The organism is Bacillus cereus group sp. BfR-BA-01523 (assembly GCF_022662615.1).
Lineage (GTDB): Bacteria > Bacillota > Bacilli > Bacillales > Bacillaceae_G > Bacillus_A > Bacillus_A mycoides.
This window is the reverse complement of record NZ_JAKUDX010000002.1, coordinates 641,435-658,392: the sequence shown is the minus strand read 5'-3', so window position 1 is coordinate 658,392 and position 16,958 is coordinate 641,435. Positions and strand designations below refer to the sequence as shown.

The following is a 16,958-nucleotide window of genomic DNA, read 5'->3' as shown; positions in this document are numbered from 1 at the left end:
CAATATTTTTTATGTTACAAAGTCATACTTCTACAATACCTTCTCCCTTTCCTCTTTTTTTGATAAACTTTTACAAATTATTTATCTGATAATCTGTAGACTGTATTCTTTCAGCAGAACTGAAACAATTATTATCAAAAGTTAATTTATACACATCAGGCATATGAAGGGTTTTCCAAAACTGAAAACCATATTTCGAATCAAAATAATTCATTAGTAATACCATAATATTCCCATGAGTACCTATTACAATATTCTTACCTTTATATTTTTTTAATATACTTTGCATACATATTACAGCGCGTCTTTGCGCTACATCATTTGATTCTCCGCCTTCGTATGCAAAAGTCCAGTCTTCCCATACCTTCTGAATAGCATCGTTAAAATCTGTTACTGGCTCTTTACTTAATAACCTTTCCCGTAAATCTTCTTCCAGTTGTATTGATAAATTATATGTATTCGCAATTCCTTGCACGGTTTGAATCGCCCTTTTATACGGGCTAGAAATAACAACATCAATGTTTTTATCCTTTAACAAACTTGTTACATTACCTGCATCAATCTCACCTTCTTCAGATAAGGGACGTTCCCTTTCTTCCTTTGTATATGTAGAGTGAGCGTGGCGAACGAAATATACTGTAGTCATTATTCAACTTCCTTTCTTAGTTTCAATCTATATTCCATGCAGTAAATAGGAAATCCTGTATCATGACTAGAAAAGAGCGCCTTTTAAAAAGCTCTCTTTTGTTTACATAATAAAATTATTTCATTATAACTTTCTTCTGAATTCTTCATCTGTTATAGCATCTCGAATGAAGTAATCTATATTATTTCTAAGCTTTTGGTATGTAATTTGATTATCTATATCATTAAACATTATTACAACCTCAACCTTATTTCCCTTCTTATCTGTAGTATACAAACTTTTTGTCAATACGAATGCGGTAGAACCACCTTTTTGACCAGCATATTCCAACTTACTATTTTCAACTGTTCCTTTAAAAACATTATCAATTTCATCTTGCATTGATTTTGGAAAATAATTTCTACTATTTATCTTTTCCATTAAACTCAAATAATCTTTAGCATTTGCACTCACTAATCGATCTGACCAAATACGCTGGAATTCCATATCTATTTTTAATGGTATATCACGTTTCTTCCATTCACCTTCATCTTTCATCCATTCATGTATTTGTAACACGTGTTTATTATATTCATCATTAGACATGTTACGTATCATTTCTAACGATTGATTTTCTGGCTCATTAAGCTCCTTTTCTACATACCCTCTCATATATAGTGAAGCAGTATACGAAGAGAACTTGTCATGACTAGTAAGTTCTAACTCTTTTAAACTATCATTTACTCTTTCTATTCCAAGCTTATCTAACAAATACGTTGTATTCGCATTAGAACTATAATGAATCATCCCTTTAGCCACTTCTTCTAAAGCAATCTGTCCATTTTGCACTAACTCTCTTACTTTTGAATCTTCTAACCAGTCAGGATGCGCTCCACCATCAGTGTTTTTAACATAATATTTTTCTAAATCCTGCAATGAAATTTGTTCATCTCGACTTATTTTTCCTTCTGACACTTGCTTAGCAAATTCAACTGCTATGACGATTTTTGCCGTACTCGCTAATGGTAATTTTACATTTTCATTTATAGATGTTACTACTTCACCGTTTTTTCTAATAAGTAATGAACACGTTTCATCATCTTTATGTTCTTTTATGTACTTTAATACGTAATCAGGATCTTCTTTTGACAAATAGTACTTCATAATAAAAAAGAAAGCTATAACGGCTACTATAATGACTCCTGCAACAATTCCTATAATCTTTAATATGTTCACAATATGCCCCCTCTATAAATTCCCTTCTATATAATAATTATAACGAATAAAAATACAAAATTATACAAAACAGAGTAACTCTTCCTAAAAAAAGAAAGAGTTACTCTATTTCACATGATGTTATTTGTCCATTTAACGTAACAACTATATTTGAGTCGTCACTTTCTTTAACTCTATTTAGTCGATTTGAGTTAGGAGGACCAATTACAACTGACTCCTTAATTGGCGAAAGGTCCTTTCCTAATTTTTCTGCACTTACACCGTATGCAGCTTGAAATACTTCTGGCGGTGTTAATCTAAGTATGTCTGATCCCTCTGCTGTTTCAAACTGATCGTTATTAAAGAACAAATGTAATTGTACTTCTTCTGTTACCGCTGTAATCCAATGCCACCATCCCATTGGAATAAAGACAGTTTGCCCCGCTTTCACATGATAATTTTGCAATTGATTCGTTTCTGGATTTAAAATGGATGTAACTGCTTCTCCTGATACAACAACATCTAATTCCCACGCATTCGGATGCCAATGTGGTTCCCGCATATGCCCTTTCGTCATAAATAAATCAACAAACGCCCCTCCTATCATCGCAGGTAACTGCGTTGAGGTAACTTCATATGCAACGTTTTTCTCATCTCTTTTAAAAAAGACATTTTTTCTCGAATCAAAGAAAAGATTTGGCGTTCCTGAGCTTTTCTTTAAATTTTTATTATCTGTAACATAACCTGAATTACTCATTCAATCCCTCTTTCCCGCTCCGAACATTTCTGATTTTACACTGTATCGTATGGGGAAATTTTATAAATGTGCCTATTAACAACATAACAAAAAAACATGCCTTCATGATGAGAGCATGTTTTGTGATTTTTTTCACATTGTTTAGTTAAAAAATAAACTTTTTACTTACCATGATGTAACATTAAATCACTAAGTTCTTCTTCAATGTGATTTAATTTCGCAACTCCTTCTTTCCACTTATGAATATAACGCGATACCCCGACAATAAATAAAACAATAATTGTAGAAAGAATAATACCATATACGATTGTTACAGTACTCATAGTTACACTTCCTTATAATTAGTAATGTTGTTATTAGTTATATTTTTATTATAAACCTTTTTCTTTTAAAATACTTCGATTTCAACTTTTTGTAACAAAATTGATTTTTCTAATATTTCGTTCATAAAAATGGCATATTTTTCACAAATTATACAAAACTTCACCATATGTACTATTACCACATGAGTTATATTGTTAAATAGGATAAAATGAAATTTTAGTCAGTACGGGGTATCTATCCCACACTGATTATTAGCCCGCACCAACCAGGATTTTACGGACCGTTACTGTGGGATAAAGGGGATGAAATACTATGACGACTTGGTTTATTGTAATGTTAGTTGTATTTGGAGCATTTAAAATTATTGTTTCTAGCCTTCCTAACTCTGCTATTGAATCCATTATTAGCAAGTACGAAACACATCCACAACTTGAAGAAGAGAATGTGACTGTTACAATCAATGGAAATAACTTAGAAGGCGAAAAGAAATCCAAAATTATTCATGATTTTAACGAAGGATTATTTTTAGATCGCTATTATGCACCACCACACAATGAAGGCACTCCTTTAATTATCAATGCAAAACGTGGCAAAAAAGATTTTACATTTTATATTTATAGTCATGAAGAGCATGTTGATGTAGTAAAACAACATAAAAAGAAGGTAGTTGCTTATAGTTTACGCTCTAAAAACCTTCAAAATAATGATATGTTCGTGTCAGCTGATTTAGCTTAATACTCATATATTAGAAGAAGGAATCCATGGCACATGGATCCCTTCTTTCCTATTTACTGAAAAATAAGCTCTGTCTTCAAACTATCTTTCGGTAACAACCATCCTTTTTGTTCTAAACTCTTCATTAATAATTCTCTTTGTTTTGTTGCAATACTTTCCTCATTTGTTTTAAACGACACTTCTATTACGAAATCATCTTCTATTTTCTCTGTATTACTTAGTGGCCAAACTTCAATATTCGTTTTTATATTTTCAAACTCCCCTGTATACCGTTTCATTAATACAGGACCGTAAATACGAGAATTCTTGAGCATTTCTTCTCCCCAATTCGTATACAACCATTTGTTCATTTTCCCTGGCAACTTTTCTATTAACATGTTTTGAGCGGCTCGTTCGTTTGGTAAATCAAGTACTCCATATCCTTTAGCACTATAACTTTTCTTATTTGAAATACTTAATGTTTTCTTCTCAAATCCCCAATCTATTTCTGCCTCATAGTTATCAGTTTTACTATCAAATCCATCCTTCTTAGCTACTTCTAATGCATCTTGAATCATACCATTTTGAATCGGGTATCTCTTTTTATATGTTAGCTCAAAATCTTTACTAAATTCTTTCTTTCGGATCCTCGCAAACCAACCTTCATTACTTAAACTTTTATTCGCCGTATCTAAAAATTGCACTTGTATTCTTTCATAATTTGTACCAGCCTGGAAATGTTCTAGTACCTCTTGCTTTATCTCTTTGTTATAACCTAATACTTGTTCTGGCTTTAATAATAACTTCACTTCAAAACTAGGTTTCATTGGACTAGCAGCAAATCCTTCCTTAACGTTATAAAGGAAACAACAAAAGAAAATGTTTACGAATACAAATACTTTTTTCATATACATATCCCCTTTACTTTTTAAATGACTTTTATACGTTCCATAGTAAGTGAATACACATTTTCATATCCTGCTATGCTAAGCTTTTCCTGCAATCGATCCGTATCCTCTTTCAAAGCATGTACTAACACCGTATGTTCTGGTAATAATATATTTAACATCGCTTTAACGTCACTTATACTTTGATGAACTTTATACGGAACCCATTTTACCCAACATGTATCCCTTACAGACTCTTTCATAACTTTTTCTGCAAAACTTCCTTTAGCAATATGTCCAGTAAAGATAATGGAATTTCGTTCTTCATGCCGAAGTTGTTCATAATACAACTGTGCTCGTTTCGTTTGCATATTCGCATCACTCATTACAACTATTCCGTAACTATTTTGCATACAAATGTCATTATCCATAACTATTATGTTTCTTTTTAAACTCTCCACAACCCGTTCAAGTTTTTCATTATTTTTTAGCCAATCTTTATATATGAACATCTCTTCAAAACCAACCAAAATTTCTTTATCTACTATAAGCGGAAACTCTTTATATCGTTCATATAAATACAATACTATATCTTGTGCCCTACCAAGTGGAGGTAACGGTAGTAATGCTATTCCTTTATTGTGCGCAACTCGTTCAATTTCTGCACATAATTCGTCCACTCGTTCATTTTGCGAAACATCATCAGTGTGATAAGCGGCATCTACAATTGCAATTTTTATATCGCTTCGCAAATTTTCAGGTAAATTAGCTCGTAGTATATTAGATTCTGCTGAATAATCACCAGAATAAAATACGTATGTATTACACATATCCACTAAAAACCAAACAGCTCCTAATACATGCCCACTATACCCCCATTGAAACCGCAACGTTGGTGTAATCTGTATCCATTCATTTGGATTACTAATCTCATCAATACATACATAATTTAAATCTTTAATATTTTGATCGTTATAAGGTAAATTCCACCCTTTTGAAAGATTGTGGTTTCCCCATTTTTCAAAATAAGCTGGAAGTTGCTCCTTCGTATAACGAGTCGTCCAAATTTTTTTCTTATATCCATACTTCGTCAATAAAGGTAAACCCATCGTATGGTCTTCATGAATATGTGATAAAAATACTGCATCCAAAAATGGAACAACTTCTCTTTCTATTTTAGGATAACTATCCTCATATGATCGATTAATACCACAATCAAATACTATTTTTGTCTCTTTATTTTTTACAAAATAGCAGGAACGACCGTATTCTCCCGCTCCTCCCCATACTTCCATCCTCATCATGCTACCCCTTTTCGTTTTTGCTCCATATGTTGCAGAAGTAATAAGCACATTGTTGTAAGCCCAACAGAAACAACAGCCATTGCCATTCCTATAGATACTTCTCCTTGTTCAAATTGAGCAAAAATAAACGTTGCTGACGTTTCTACTGATGGAGGTAGTACGAGAAGCGATGCTACTAACTCTCTTATCGAAATCGTAAATGTCATCGCCCATCCAGCAAGAATTCCTGGAATAATAAGCGGCAATATTATTTTTCTAAAAATATAAATATAATTCCCGGAAAAAATACTTCCTACCTGTACAAGAGAATCATCAATTTGTCCGAGCGATGCTTTTACATACTGCACCGTATAAGGTAAAAAGAGAACAACATACGTTACGATAACCATGACTGGTGTATTGTAAATTGACATAGGCATATAGGGTGAATTCCAAAATAAAATAAGCCCTACAACCATCACTATTCCTGGTACCATATTCGGTAACATGCCGCACATATCAAGCCATTTTTCAGAGGACTTTTTCCCCTTTCGAATCATAAGCGCCAAAAATACGCCAATAATTACAGCAACAATCGCCGTTACGAGTGAAAAAAGAAAACTGTTCCATAAAGCTTCTAATCCCGGAGAACCAATTGTAAATAATGCTTCATAATGGCTTGTTGTAAAGTTATTAAAATGTAAGCCACCGCCTCTTAACTTCGACAAAGAAGCAATAAGTATAGAAAAGTATGGGATTCCAATTGCTACTATTAGTAAGCCAATTACATAAACCCATGCTATAACGCGCGCAAATATAGACAAAGTATACCTTTTAGATTTCACACCTTTTCCACTAACCATTGCATATGTATACTTTCGATTCAATACATTTTGCATATACCAAATGAGCATACACGCACTAAGTAATAAAGAAGATAATGCTGTGGCACTGCCAAAATCAATCGGCCAACTAGAGATAAATTTATGAATCTCAGATGTTAACACATGGAATCCTATTCTACGTCCGAATGTAGCTGGTGTTCCAAATTCAGCAATCGTCTTTACGAAAATGAGTAAAGCACCCATTACATAACTTGATAACAATAACGGTAGTATTATTTTTCTTAAACGATAGAAAAAACTGCCACCATGAACTGCTGCAGCTTCTTCTTTACTACTCCCAATCTGAAGTAACGTGTTTTTCAACATGAAGTAAAGGAATGGGAATAAATGCAGACTCATAATTAAAACCATACCGCCTAAACTAAAAAACGATGATGAAATCGGCTTTAAAGCCGGAAAAAATTGTTCAAAATAACCGTTAGGTTGCATGAACAAAATCCAGCCCATCGATCCGATATAGGGCGGGGTCATAAATGGGATCATAAAAACAATATCTAACTTACTATACTTTCCTACATCTGTTTTGCTCATAATGAACGCCAATGGAAACGCAAATATTGTAGCTCCTATTACAACGAGTACACCTAGAAGCATCGAATTTAGAAAAATCCCAGCTAATCCACCACTCTGCATGACTTCAAAAGGCTTTAAAAAATTCCAACTGCTATTTTCATATACACTAGAAAATAAAATGAGAAAAAGCGGAATGACGATTAACATCGCCACAAGTAACAACGCTACTGTCATTCCAACTTGTCTTACTGATACGAATCGATTTACCATGTAATCACCATCTTATTGAAATACTTTCTTAAATTGTTTTGCTATTTCATCTTGTTCTTTCTCAACTGTTTTCCAATCAATATTTAATACTGGAATCTCTTCTACATTCGGTCTATTTTCAGCTTTTATATCTTTTCTACCGGGCAACAAATACGCTTTAGAAACTTGTTTTTGCACATCATCTGATAATAAATAATCAATAAACTCTTTTGCACCTTCTACATTTTTACTATCCTTCATAATGCCTGCTGCACGTGGACTAATGACTGTTCCGCTTTTTGGATATACGATATCGACCGGTTCACCCTTTGCTTTTGCACTGTACGTCATATAGTCAACACCCGCGATTACCATATCTTTCGCACCTGTTACAACTGGGTCTAACGCTTCTTGGTTTGCCCCAGCTACTGTAACTTCATTTTTCTTAAGCTGTTCAAATAAATTCCATCCATCTTGTCCATTCTTTTTCACATATCCTGTTACAAAGTCTAAAGCTGAACCTGAAAGTGCTGGATCTGGAAGATTCACTTTCCCTTTCCATTCTCCTTTCGTTATATCGCTCCAATCTTCAGGTGCTGTCTTCACATTTTTTGTGTTATACACAATTCCTAATGCTGAAGCACTATATCCAAAATAATGTCCTTTATCATCCGACCATTCAGAACGAAGCTTATCAGCTTGTTTTGCTTCTTTATAAGCTAACGTTTGCCCATCTTTTTTTAATCCTTCCATCGCTGGTAAAGAAGCAAGTACGACAACGTCAACGACTGGATTTTTCTTTTCAGCCTCCATTCTTGCTAAAATCTTACCCGTTGTTCCTTGAAACATTTCTACTTTTATCCCTGTTTTCTTTTCAAAGTCCTTTTGAATTTTTTCTGCTAATCCTTTTGGTCCTGCACTATATACAACAATTTTCTTTTCATTAGCGTTTTTATTTTTTGCATCTACACTGCCTGTCTTTGAGCTACAACCTGTTACTACAGCAAAAAATAGTAAAGTACATACAAATAAAGACTTAAGCGAACTGAATTTCTTCATACGATTCTCCCCCTATATGATGAATACATTTTTTTGGTACATATAACGATACCGGTTTACCAACGCTTAGCTTACTATTGTGATAAGCTGTCCATACACCGAGTGTCCCCATGTTTACTTTCACTTCATAACGTTCTCCTACATATGTAACGTGCTGAACTTCACCTGTATACATTTCGCACAAGTCATTTTTTGTCCAGCTCACATGCTCTGGACGAATCATTTTTTTCCCCTCTACAAGCCAATTTGCCTTACCAACAAATTTTGCAACAAATTCATGAGACGGTTTCACATAAATGTCTTCTGGTGTTCCTTTTTGTAATACTTCACCCTGCTTCATGACAATAATTTGGTCTGACATTGACATAGCTTCTGTTTGATCATGTGTTACATACAATGCCGTTAAACCAATTGAATGAACGATGTCCATAAGTTCTAATCGCATTTCTTCTCGCAAAATTGCATCGAGTGCACTTAACGGTTCATCGAACAAAATAAAATGAGGTTTCGTTACAATTGCTCTAGCAAATGCGACACGTTGCTGCTGTCCACCTGAGAGTTCATGCGGATATCTTTTCTCCATACCTTGCAAACGAACTCGCTTTATCGCATCTTCTACCTTTTCTCTTAATTGATTCGTTTGCTTTGTAGCCCTTAAACCAAATGCAACATTTTCAAATACAGTCATATGCGGCCATAAAGCAAAATCTTGAAATACCATGCCGATATTCCGCTCATGAGGAGATGTTTTTATCTTTTTAGCAGAAGAATACATGCACTTATCTCCAAAATATATTTCACCTTTATCCGGTTCCTCAAGCCCTGCAATCATTCTAAGTAAAGTCGTTTTCCCGCATCCTGAAGGTCCTAAAAGTGTGGTGAATTCCCCTTTTTTCATTACAATCTGTAACGGCTTTAACGCCTGTGTTTTCCCAAATGCCTTTTCTAATCCATGAATTTTAATATCCATCGTTTCACCTCTCTCCCCTCATTCTTAACCTGCTTTCATTCTATCTGGAAGTTTTATACTGAATGTTAATGTACTGTAAAGATTAAATTAAAAAATCTCTAATAAACTATTTATTTCTATAGATTTTTTCTATAGTTAGAAGAAAAAGGGGCCAACTTATCATGAATCTCTTAAAATTAGAAATTGTAGTGCTTATTAAGAAATACAAAAAGCTTACTATTGTTGCAGAAAAACTTGGCGTTAAACAACCTACTATTACGTTTCATATAAAAAGCTTAGAAGAGGAACTTGGTGTGCCTTTATTTGAATTACGTTCCGGAAGGTATTTCTTAACAGAAGCTGGTGAAGCGTTGCATCATTATGCTTGTAAAATAGATGCACTTATGAAAGAAGCTAGGCGGGTCACACAAGAGTTTAAAGATTTTAATAAAGGCGCTATAACAATTGGTGCTAGTTATGTACCCGCGACTTATCTTTTACCAGAAGTTGTTCACCAATTTCAATGCGAATTTCCAAATATAAAAATAACACTCATAGTAAAAACAGCTCCTGAAATTCGAACGATGCTACAAAATCATGAAATTGATCTCGGGGTAATTTCTGCGGCACCGTTTGACGAACCACTTCTAAAACAAATGAATGTAATGCCTGATACACTTGTTCTTGCCTTTTCCAAAGAACATCATCTTTCTAAAAGAACAAATGTATCATTACAAGATATCCAAAAAGAACGTATATTATTGCATCGTAACCCATCTACAACGAGAGATTTACTTACACAATGGACGTTAGCGCATAACATTACATTCCAATCAGAAATTGAACTAGATTCATTAGAAACGATGAAACAAATTTTAAAATATGGTAATGGGGTTGCCTTTATTTCAAAACTTGCTATTGAGCAAGAAGTACAACGAAATGAGCTATGCTATATACCAATCCCTGATTTTGAATTTCAGCGTAATATTTATACCATTCATCATGAGGACAGATGGAATTCTAAAATAATTTCTTTTTTACTACATAGCATTACTTCTTTTGCAGAAAAAAATTAAAAGGCTGTCGTTATACACGACAGCCTTTTAAACTATAACTCTATTTGTTTTTCTTATCCTCAATTTTTGCTTGTGCCTCTTCAGCCTTATCTAATGCTTCTGAAACTTTTTTCTCTTTTTCTTTTACATCATCTATACTATCAACAGCTTTAATTAATTTATCGATTCCTTCTTCATTTACCTTTTTTCGTTTCGCTACTCTTTCATTTACTTTCTCTTCCACATCTTTTGCTTTTTGAAGCATATTCTCTGCATTTGATGTCACAGCTTTTTCAAGTGCATCATCTTTTTTCTTTTGTAACACTTCATTTGCAATATCTTTCGTTTCTAAATACTTACCGTCTTTTAATGCTGTCGCACCACGATCTAGTAACTGAGCGACTTCTTTATATGCCTTTGCTTCATTCCCTGATTTCTCTTTTTCCGCTTTTTCAAACCACATAATCGCATCACTATATTTTTCATTTTTCAATGATTGCATACCTGTTTCAATATACGTGTCATAATTACTACATCCAGCCATTACGACTAACAGAAAAAGCATTACAAAACTTAATTTTCTCATGATGTTTTCTCCTTTTCTTTGCCTGCTTACTTTACTGTAACATACATGAAAAATAGTTTCAAAAACTAAAATACTAATATGGTCATTTTTATATTGTTAAAATTTTCTTTTAAACCGATACATCCACTTGTTTTTTCGCCATATGCTGCTTTACTCCAACTAATACAACTAACAATAATCCTCCACCTAATGTCATCATAACAATGCTAGTTGGCAACATATCTAATAATAATCCATATACAATCATTCCAAGCGGTGCGATTGCAGTAGAAATTGTTTCAAGTAGACCGAATACACGTCCTAAATAGTTTGGATCTGTCGTCTTTTGCATATGTACTTGCATCGGGATATTTACAACCATCATTGATATACCAGTTAAAATCATAAAAGTGATATAGTAAATAAAACTTGCTACTTTCGGAATGATAACTAACAACGGAAAGACTGTGCATAAACTCAAGCCCGCAAATAAAAACAGTCCAATATAAACAGAGCGAAACGGATTATTCACTTCTTTACGTACTGATAAAACAATTGCACCAATTAGCATCCCGACTGCTAACATTCCCTCTACAACACCGAGTTGCTTCGAGGATAAATGCAAATTTTTAATAATAATATATGGAAGCGAAACGAAAAGTGCACTCGCAAAAAAGTTTACCCCTACTGCAATTTTCATTAAACCATATATTTCATGCTGTCGTTTCACATATGAAAAACCTTCTTTTATACTCGTCAAGAAATGCTCTTTACTTTCGGCCAATTCTTTTTTATATAAATCAAATACGATGAATAATTGTACAATAACTGCTAAAAAGAATGTAATACTATTTAACAGGAAAAATGTTTTGATTGAAAAGAAACCAAATACAACTCCTCCAATAATCGGCGCTAAAATATTCGATAAAGATGATGCCGTCTGATTTAAAGCACTCGCTTTTTGAATACGCTCCTCATCTACTAAATTAGGAATAGACGAAGTTAATGAAACAGAATAAAAACTTGCACAAATTGATAATAATGCCGCTGATACATAAATAAACAGAAGTGATGGTCCAAATATAGTAGCAAGAATAAACATGATAAGCATTGTTAAGCTACTTAATAAATCAGTGCCAATTACAAGCCATCTTCGGTTCACACGGTCAGCTACAGCACCTGCAATTGGGCCACAGATCATTCTTGGTATTGATCCGCAAATAAGAGTAGTTGCAAACCCCATTCCTGAACCAGTTGTCTTTAATACGTATAATCCCATTGCAAACGTATAAATACCCGCCCCTAACAAGGACGTCATTTTTCCAATCATCATTAAAATAATATTTCTCGTTGCAATCTTCATTTTCCAATCATTTGGAACTATACTTACATCCCCCATTATGACACTCTCCCCTTAAAAGTTAAACTGTGTTAAACTTATTATATAATCATCTTTCCAATTTTTACAACAAAAAGTTTAATTATATTTAACTTTTCAGTTATAAAGGAGCAATTATATGGCTACTCTCGGTGAAAAAATTAAAACGTTACGAAAAGAAAAAAAACTTACTCAAACTGGGCTAGCAGGTTCAGAACTGACAAAAAGTATGCTAAGTCAAATTGAAAACGGAAAAGCTACACCTTCCATGAAAACATTACAATACATCGCTAATAAACTTGGATGTGAAATGAGTTTTTTACTAGAAGAAGATGATGGAGAAATTGTAGAACTCATTCAAAAAATGGAGGAACTAATAAAGACAAATAAATGCGATGAAGTATATGATACTTTACTACCTATCGTTCAAAAAGAGCTACCTTCTACTTTAAATACGGCTCGTATATATAAACAGTTCATAACTGGGGCAGCTATTATGAACGATTATAATATTGAATATTACGTCGAAACCGCTATTTCTATATTTGAAAAATATACTTTATATCGAGAAAGCACTGAAACGAAACTACTGTTTTACTATATGCTCTTCAAACGTAAAAAATATAAAGAATGTTTACAGATGATTACCATTATTCGTGATGAATATAAAACGAAGAATTTAGAAATGGATCTTATTACACATATACAGTTATACTTAAAAGAAGCAATTATTTTACTCGCATATGGCAATTATGAAAAATGTGAAAGAGTCATCTTAGATGCACTTGCCTTTTCCAAAAAACATCAAGTGTATTATAAAACAGATGATTTTTATCGTATTTTATCTTATCAAAAAATCATTACGGCGGATAAAGAAAGATATTTATATTACATAAAAAAATCTGAGCAATTTGCTATTTTTACAGAAGATACTTTATCCGCTGCAAATATAGATATATTAAAAGCTTATTACTACAATACAATTACGAATGATTATACAATCGCATTAAAACATTTAGAACAATTTCGAGAAAAACTAAAAGATGAACCAATTTTTCAAGACGATGGATTGTATTATCTTGAAAAAGGAAAATATTTGTATGGTTTAAAACGTTACGAGGAAGCTTTAGAAGTATTAGAGCATGCTATCATACCGGATTATATGAGTCATCCACTTGATCAATCGTGGTTATTAACAGCTGGATCTTATCGTGCTCTTTGCTATATAGAACTTCAAGATAAAAAATCTGCTCTGAAAGAAGCAAAAGAAGCAGTTCAAGCGATAGATAGCTATCCAGATTCCATCTTTTCTTCTTTTATTAAAGAAACATTACAAATAATACAAAAACTTTAAAAATGTCTCGAAATGGTATATTATTCCTCCTTTTTTGCAAAGATAATAATGATGGGAGGAATATAAATGAATATACAACGCGCAAAAGAGCTTTCCGAGTCATCTGAAGAAGCCAATGTCAGTTTCCAAGGCATGCCTGTTATGATTCAACACGTCGATGAAAGCAACGAAACCGCCCGCATATATGAAGTAACAAATCCAAAACGCGAATTAACTGTTCCAGTTAATAGCTTAGAGGAAATATAAAAAATGCCACTTCTTTTTTTTGAAGTGGCGTTTTTCTTACTTTAGATTACTTAATATAAATCCCTTCTATCCTCTGTTTTACAACACCTAAAAAAAGAATCTTCTACTTCTTTTTTTAACCTGCTAAAATACAAACTATGAATTAATTATTCGCACTATACATTAAGGGGGGAAAATAATGAAATATGATTTAGAAAAAAACAAGCCCTATTATGCAGTTATATTCACTTCAAATCTATCCAATGATACAACAGACTATAGTACCGTTGCTGAAAAAATGGAAGACCTTGCGAAACAGCAACCTGGATTTTTAGGTGTCGAAAGTGCACGTGATAATTCGGGACTCGGAATTACAATTTCTTATTGGGAGTCACTTGAAGCAATTGAAAATTGGAAAAGGAACGCCTTACATAAAGAAGCGAAAAAAAGAGGCCGTGAGCAATGGTATGAAAATTTCCACCTGCGCATCTGCCTTGTTGAGAAAGAATATAAGTTTCAGAGAGAAATCTTGTAAAGGAGTTTCATATGCCACTAACATTACTATTACTCATATTCATAATAATTCCCTTCATTTCAGCATTAGCTCTCATTTTTATGACGGTTAAAAAAGGAACTTTTCTAAACCGACCACACTTACAATCATTCATCGTATGCACTCTATTCTTTACGAATTGGATATTATATTTAACAAATTTTTATTCATTACTACCTGAGAAAGTTAGTCAATTTATATTCCTACCCATTTGGTTTTTCCTTTGCGTTTTAGGTTTAATCGTTTTCACACGCGAATGGAAAAACAATCGTGTTTTTTCCATATCTATCGGCTTTCTTTCTTTTATCCCGCATTAACGGGCAGTAAAACTCCCACCTCAAAATTCGGCTGAAGCAAAGAAGTTAGGTGAGAGATTAACTGCCCGTAAACGCCCGATTGGTGAAGGCTAATAATCAGTGGGGGATACCCCCCACTGATTAAAGTTTCACTTTATTAGTTTTCTATTTGGGTTATTTTTGTTAGTTCTTTCGGGAATGTGACTGTGAAATGGTAGTAAAAACCTAATCACTTTATTTCATTAACAGCTTTGACCTGAACTTGGTATAATACCAAGTTCAGGTCTATTAATTTCTCCTTAATTTTTATGTAATTATTATATCTCATCTATTTTACACTCTCTTCTTGAAATCATTCCACAGTCTTTTAAACTTAGAAATTCATAGTATCAAGGAATTGTTCAGCTGCTTCATTCTCCTCAATATACTTTTGAAGTCGTATATTCATGATCCACATATAATCATACCAATTTTAATGAATTCATTAATCACTTTTTAACAATTGAACTATCTTATCTTAAACAAATTGAAACTATATGGCATTTTCTTAATGATTGTAAAACCATTGTAAAAATTATAAATCTTTATATCTTATTATTTACACGTACAGTTAATTGGATTATCATCTTTATTGAGAAGGCCTCTCAATAATAAAATAACAGGGAGAAAAACATGAAAACAAAAATTTTTTCTATTATTACAGCTTTAACTTTAATGACATGTTTCGCTATACCAACATTAGCAGCATCTAGTAGTTACAGTTTTAAAATGGACTATCGAGTGGTGGATGGTAGTAAAAACAAACAGTTCCACACACTGTCTAAAGGAAGTGTATATATCAATGGGAGCGCATATGTATATTCTACTGATGGAGGAGCGATGGGACCTTACGATGTAAAATATACTCTGTACAGATCTGCATGGGGTTCGGACCCTAGTTATGGAACAGTTAATGGTGGCATAAATAAATCTTTCTCTGGTGCATACAGTGTTGATACAAATTCAAATGAATACTACTTATTTATTTGGAAAACAAATGACGATGGACAGAATGTAAAAGGGAACGGAAAAATATCTAATTAAAATATTGCTACTAAACTATGATGTCTAATAATAGACATCATAGTTTAAATATGAAAATATGAGGGATTTTAAACATGCTAATTGACTTTGATGGTTTTATTCTTATTGGAGCATTTATTATATGGTTATTTTTACTCCTCTTTTTTAAGTTACACCTAAAAAAGAGGAACATGTACTTACTATTTTTTTCAATATTTTATTTGTACCTTTGTGTAGTACTTAATTATACCCAATTCCCAATTATTATAGATGAAAATATGAAAAAAGAAATTGGACAAAATGTTTGGAGAGATGCTAATTTTATACCATTCAACACGGAGCATTTCGCTATCACAACATCATTACTTAATATACTACTAACAATTCCTTTTGGCTTTGGTTTTCCTTACATAAAAAAGACGAATTTCAAACAAGTTGTTTTATCAGGAATTTTCTTAGGATTCTTGTTAGAAATTCTACAACTTTTATCAGCACTTTATGCCGGATTCACTTTTCGATATGTCGATATAAACGATGTAATTTTTAATTGTATGGGTGTCATTTTAGGGTATGGTATATCAAAAGGCTTTACCCTTGTGTATAGAACATTTATACACAAACTTGATATTAAATTGAATTCCTTTTTAAGATATATTTATGAAACGAACAATTCCTCAACATGACTTCCCTTTTACATTAGCATGTTCTATAACGTTTTATAGAACATTATAAAGCAAGAAAAATAGAAGAAAGAAAAGCCTTCATTCAACTTTTCTTCCTTCTATTTTTACCTTTAGATTTTATTGTCATAGTTTCACAAGGTGTGTAATAAATTTGAGGTGTCGCCTTATCAACAAACATCATAAACGTAATAAAACCGATAATAAAAAAAATAAACAACGTTAACAATATTGCTCCTATCGTTAAAAGTATCATAACACCACCCCTATATATTTCATGTTATTACACCTTTCGCTATTATATGAGCTG

The 16,958-nt window shown here is 32.9% G+C and carries 21 protein-coding genes; 8 read left to right on the top strand and 13 right to left on the bottom strand.

Annotation, left to right across the window (positions count from 1 at the left end; translation table 11 throughout):
• Positions 1–70 precede the first annotated feature (70 nt).
• The 5 genes from MR066_RS07845 to MR066_RS07825 all read right to left on the bottom strand — a co-directional run bounded on the left by MR066_RS07845 (position 71) and on the right by MR066_RS07825 (position 3,102).
• Positions 71–646, bottom strand: a complete 576-nt coding sequence (locus MR066_RS07845) for a histidine phosphatase family protein (protein WP_002030998.1) — start codon at positions 644–646, stop codon at positions 71–73.
• Between the two features lie 123 nt (positions 647–769).
• A complete protein-coding gene (locus tag MR066_RS07840; RefSeq protein ID WP_242246558.1) occupies positions 770–1,861 on the bottom strand; it encodes a serine hydrolase in 1,092 nt (363 codons plus the stop codon).
• Between the two features lie 100 nt (positions 1,862–1,961).
• Positions 1,962–2,597 carry a cupin domain-containing protein gene (locus MR066_RS07835; protein ID WP_002086416.1) on the bottom strand — a complete coding sequence of 212 codons (636 nt, stop codon included), beginning with the start codon at positions 2,595–2,597 and terminating at the stop codon, positions 1,962–1,964.
• A 161-nt stretch (positions 2,598–2,758) separates the two neighbouring features.
• Positions 2,759–2,920: a hypothetical protein gene (locus MR066_RS07830; RefSeq protein WP_000109008.1), complete on the bottom strand. Its 162-nt coding sequence runs from the start codon at positions 2,918–2,920 to the stop codon at positions 2,759–2,761.
• Between the two features lie 65 nt (positions 2,921–2,985).
• Positions 2,986–3,102 carry a hypothetical protein gene (locus tag MR066_RS07825; RefSeq protein ID WP_002018064.1) on the bottom strand — a complete coding sequence of 39 codons (117 nt, stop codon included), beginning with the start codon at positions 3,100–3,102 and terminating at the stop codon, positions 2,986–2,988.
• 131 nt (positions 3,103–3,233) lie between these two features.
• Here MR066_RS07825 and MR066_RS07820 point away from each other — a divergent pair, with 131 nt between their 5' ends.
• The gene (locus MR066_RS07820) at positions 3,234–3,656 is read left to right on the top strand and encodes a YfmQ family protein (RefSeq protein ID WP_002011948.1); all 423 of its coding nucleotides are present in this window, start codon (positions 3,234–3,236) and stop codon (positions 3,654–3,656) included.
• A 53-nt stretch (positions 3,657–3,709) separates the two neighbouring features.
• Here MR066_RS07820 and MR066_RS07815 read toward each other — a convergent pair whose 3' ends face one another.
• From MR066_RS07815 to MR066_RS07795, 5 genes are read right to left on the bottom strand one after another with little or no spacing between them, the layout of a single operon-like run.
• Positions 3,710–4,543 (bottom strand): hypothetical protein, encoded by an 834-nt coding sequence (locus MR066_RS07815; RefSeq protein WP_242246555.1) that lies wholly within the window; start codon positions 4,541–4,543, stop codon positions 3,710–3,712.
• Positions 4,544–4,563: 20 nt separating this feature from the next.
• The gene (locus MR066_RS07810; protein WP_242246553.1) at positions 4,564–5,826 is read right to left on the bottom strand and encodes an MBL fold metallo-hydrolase; all 1,263 of its coding nucleotides are present in this window, start codon (positions 5,824–5,826) and stop codon (positions 4,564–4,566) included.
• Entirely contained in the window at positions 5,823–7,493 is a 1,671-nt protein-coding gene (locus MR066_RS07805) for an ABC transporter permease (protein ID WP_242246551.1), read from the bottom strand. The genes MR066_RS07810 and MR066_RS07805 overlap by 4 nt, the downstream gene beginning before the upstream one ends.
• 12 nt (positions 7,494–7,505) lie before the next feature.
• A complete protein-coding gene (locus MR066_RS07800) occupies positions 7,506–8,531 on the bottom strand; it encodes an ABC transporter substrate-binding protein (protein ID WP_242246549.1) in 1,026 nt (341 codons plus the stop codon).
• The gene (locus tag MR066_RS07795) at positions 8,509–9,501 is read right to left on the bottom strand and encodes an ABC transporter ATP-binding protein (RefSeq protein WP_002011954.1); all 993 of its coding nucleotides are present in this window, start codon (positions 9,499–9,501) and stop codon (positions 8,509–8,511) included. Before MR066_RS07795 ends, MR066_RS07800 begins: the two co-directional genes overlap by 23 nt.
• Positions 9,502–9,662: 161 nt before the next feature.
• Here MR066_RS07795 and MR066_RS07790 point away from each other — a divergent pair, with 161 nt between their 5' ends.
• Positions 9,663–10,556 (top strand): LysR family transcriptional regulator, encoded by an 894-nt coding sequence (locus MR066_RS07790; RefSeq protein WP_242246547.1) that lies wholly within the window; start codon positions 9,663–9,665, stop codon positions 10,554–10,556.
• Positions 10,557–10,596: 40 nt separating this feature from the next.
• Here MR066_RS07790 and MR066_RS07785 read toward each other — a convergent pair whose 3' ends face one another.
• On the bottom strand, positions 10,597–11,121 hold the full coding sequence (locus MR066_RS07785) for an outer membrane protein assembly factor BamD (protein WP_061688915.1): 525 nt from the start codon (positions 11,119–11,121) through the stop codon (positions 10,597–10,599).
• Between the two features lie 109 nt (positions 11,122–11,230).
• Positions 11,231–12,499 (bottom strand): MFS transporter, encoded by a 1,269-nt coding sequence (locus tag MR066_RS07780; RefSeq protein ID WP_242246545.1) that lies wholly within the window; start codon positions 12,497–12,499, stop codon positions 11,231–11,233.
• Between the two features lie 118 nt (positions 12,500–12,617).
• Between MR066_RS07780 and MR066_RS07775 the strand changes: the two genes are divergently transcribed.
• From MR066_RS07775 to MR066_RS07750, 6 genes are all read left to right on the top strand, one after another.
• Positions 12,618–13,832 (top strand): helix-turn-helix domain-containing protein, encoded by a 1,215-nt coding sequence (locus tag MR066_RS07775; protein WP_002141168.1) that lies wholly within the window; start codon positions 12,618–12,620, stop codon positions 13,830–13,832.
• 66 nt (positions 13,833–13,898) lie between these two features.
• Positions 13,899–14,078 carry an H-type small acid-soluble spore protein gene (locus MR066_RS07770; RefSeq protein ID WP_001025736.1) on the top strand — a complete coding sequence of 60 codons (180 nt, stop codon included), beginning with the start codon at positions 13,899–13,901 and terminating at the stop codon, positions 14,076–14,078.
• A gap of 178 nt (positions 14,079–14,256) precedes the next feature.
• Positions 14,257–14,592, top strand: a complete 336-nt coding sequence (locus MR066_RS07765) for an antibiotic biosynthesis monooxygenase family protein (RefSeq protein WP_002141167.1) — start codon at positions 14,257–14,259, stop codon at positions 14,590–14,592.
• Between the two features lie 11 nt (positions 14,593–14,603).
• Positions 14,604–14,927, top strand: coding sequence for a hypothetical protein (locus MR066_RS07760; protein WP_002141165.1), 324 nt, complete (start codon positions 14,604–14,606; stop codon positions 14,925–14,927).
• 651 nt (positions 14,928–15,578) lie between these two features.
• Complete coding sequence (locus tag MR066_RS07755; protein WP_242246543.1) at positions 15,579–15,989, top strand: hypothetical protein; 411 nt, start codon at positions 15,579–15,581, stop codon at positions 15,987–15,989.
• Between the two features lie 74 nt (positions 15,990–16,063).
• Entirely contained in the window at positions 16,064–16,651 is a 588-nt protein-coding gene (locus MR066_RS07750; RefSeq protein WP_033716326.1) for a VanZ family protein, read from the top strand.
• A gap of 82 nt (positions 16,652–16,733) precedes the next feature.
• Here MR066_RS07750 and MR066_RS07745 read toward each other — a convergent pair whose 3' ends face one another.
• Entirely contained in the window at positions 16,734–16,904 is a 171-nt protein-coding gene (locus MR066_RS07745; protein ID WP_002011981.1) for a DUF3951 domain-containing protein, read from the bottom strand.
• Positions 16,905–16,958 lie beyond the last annotated feature (54 nt).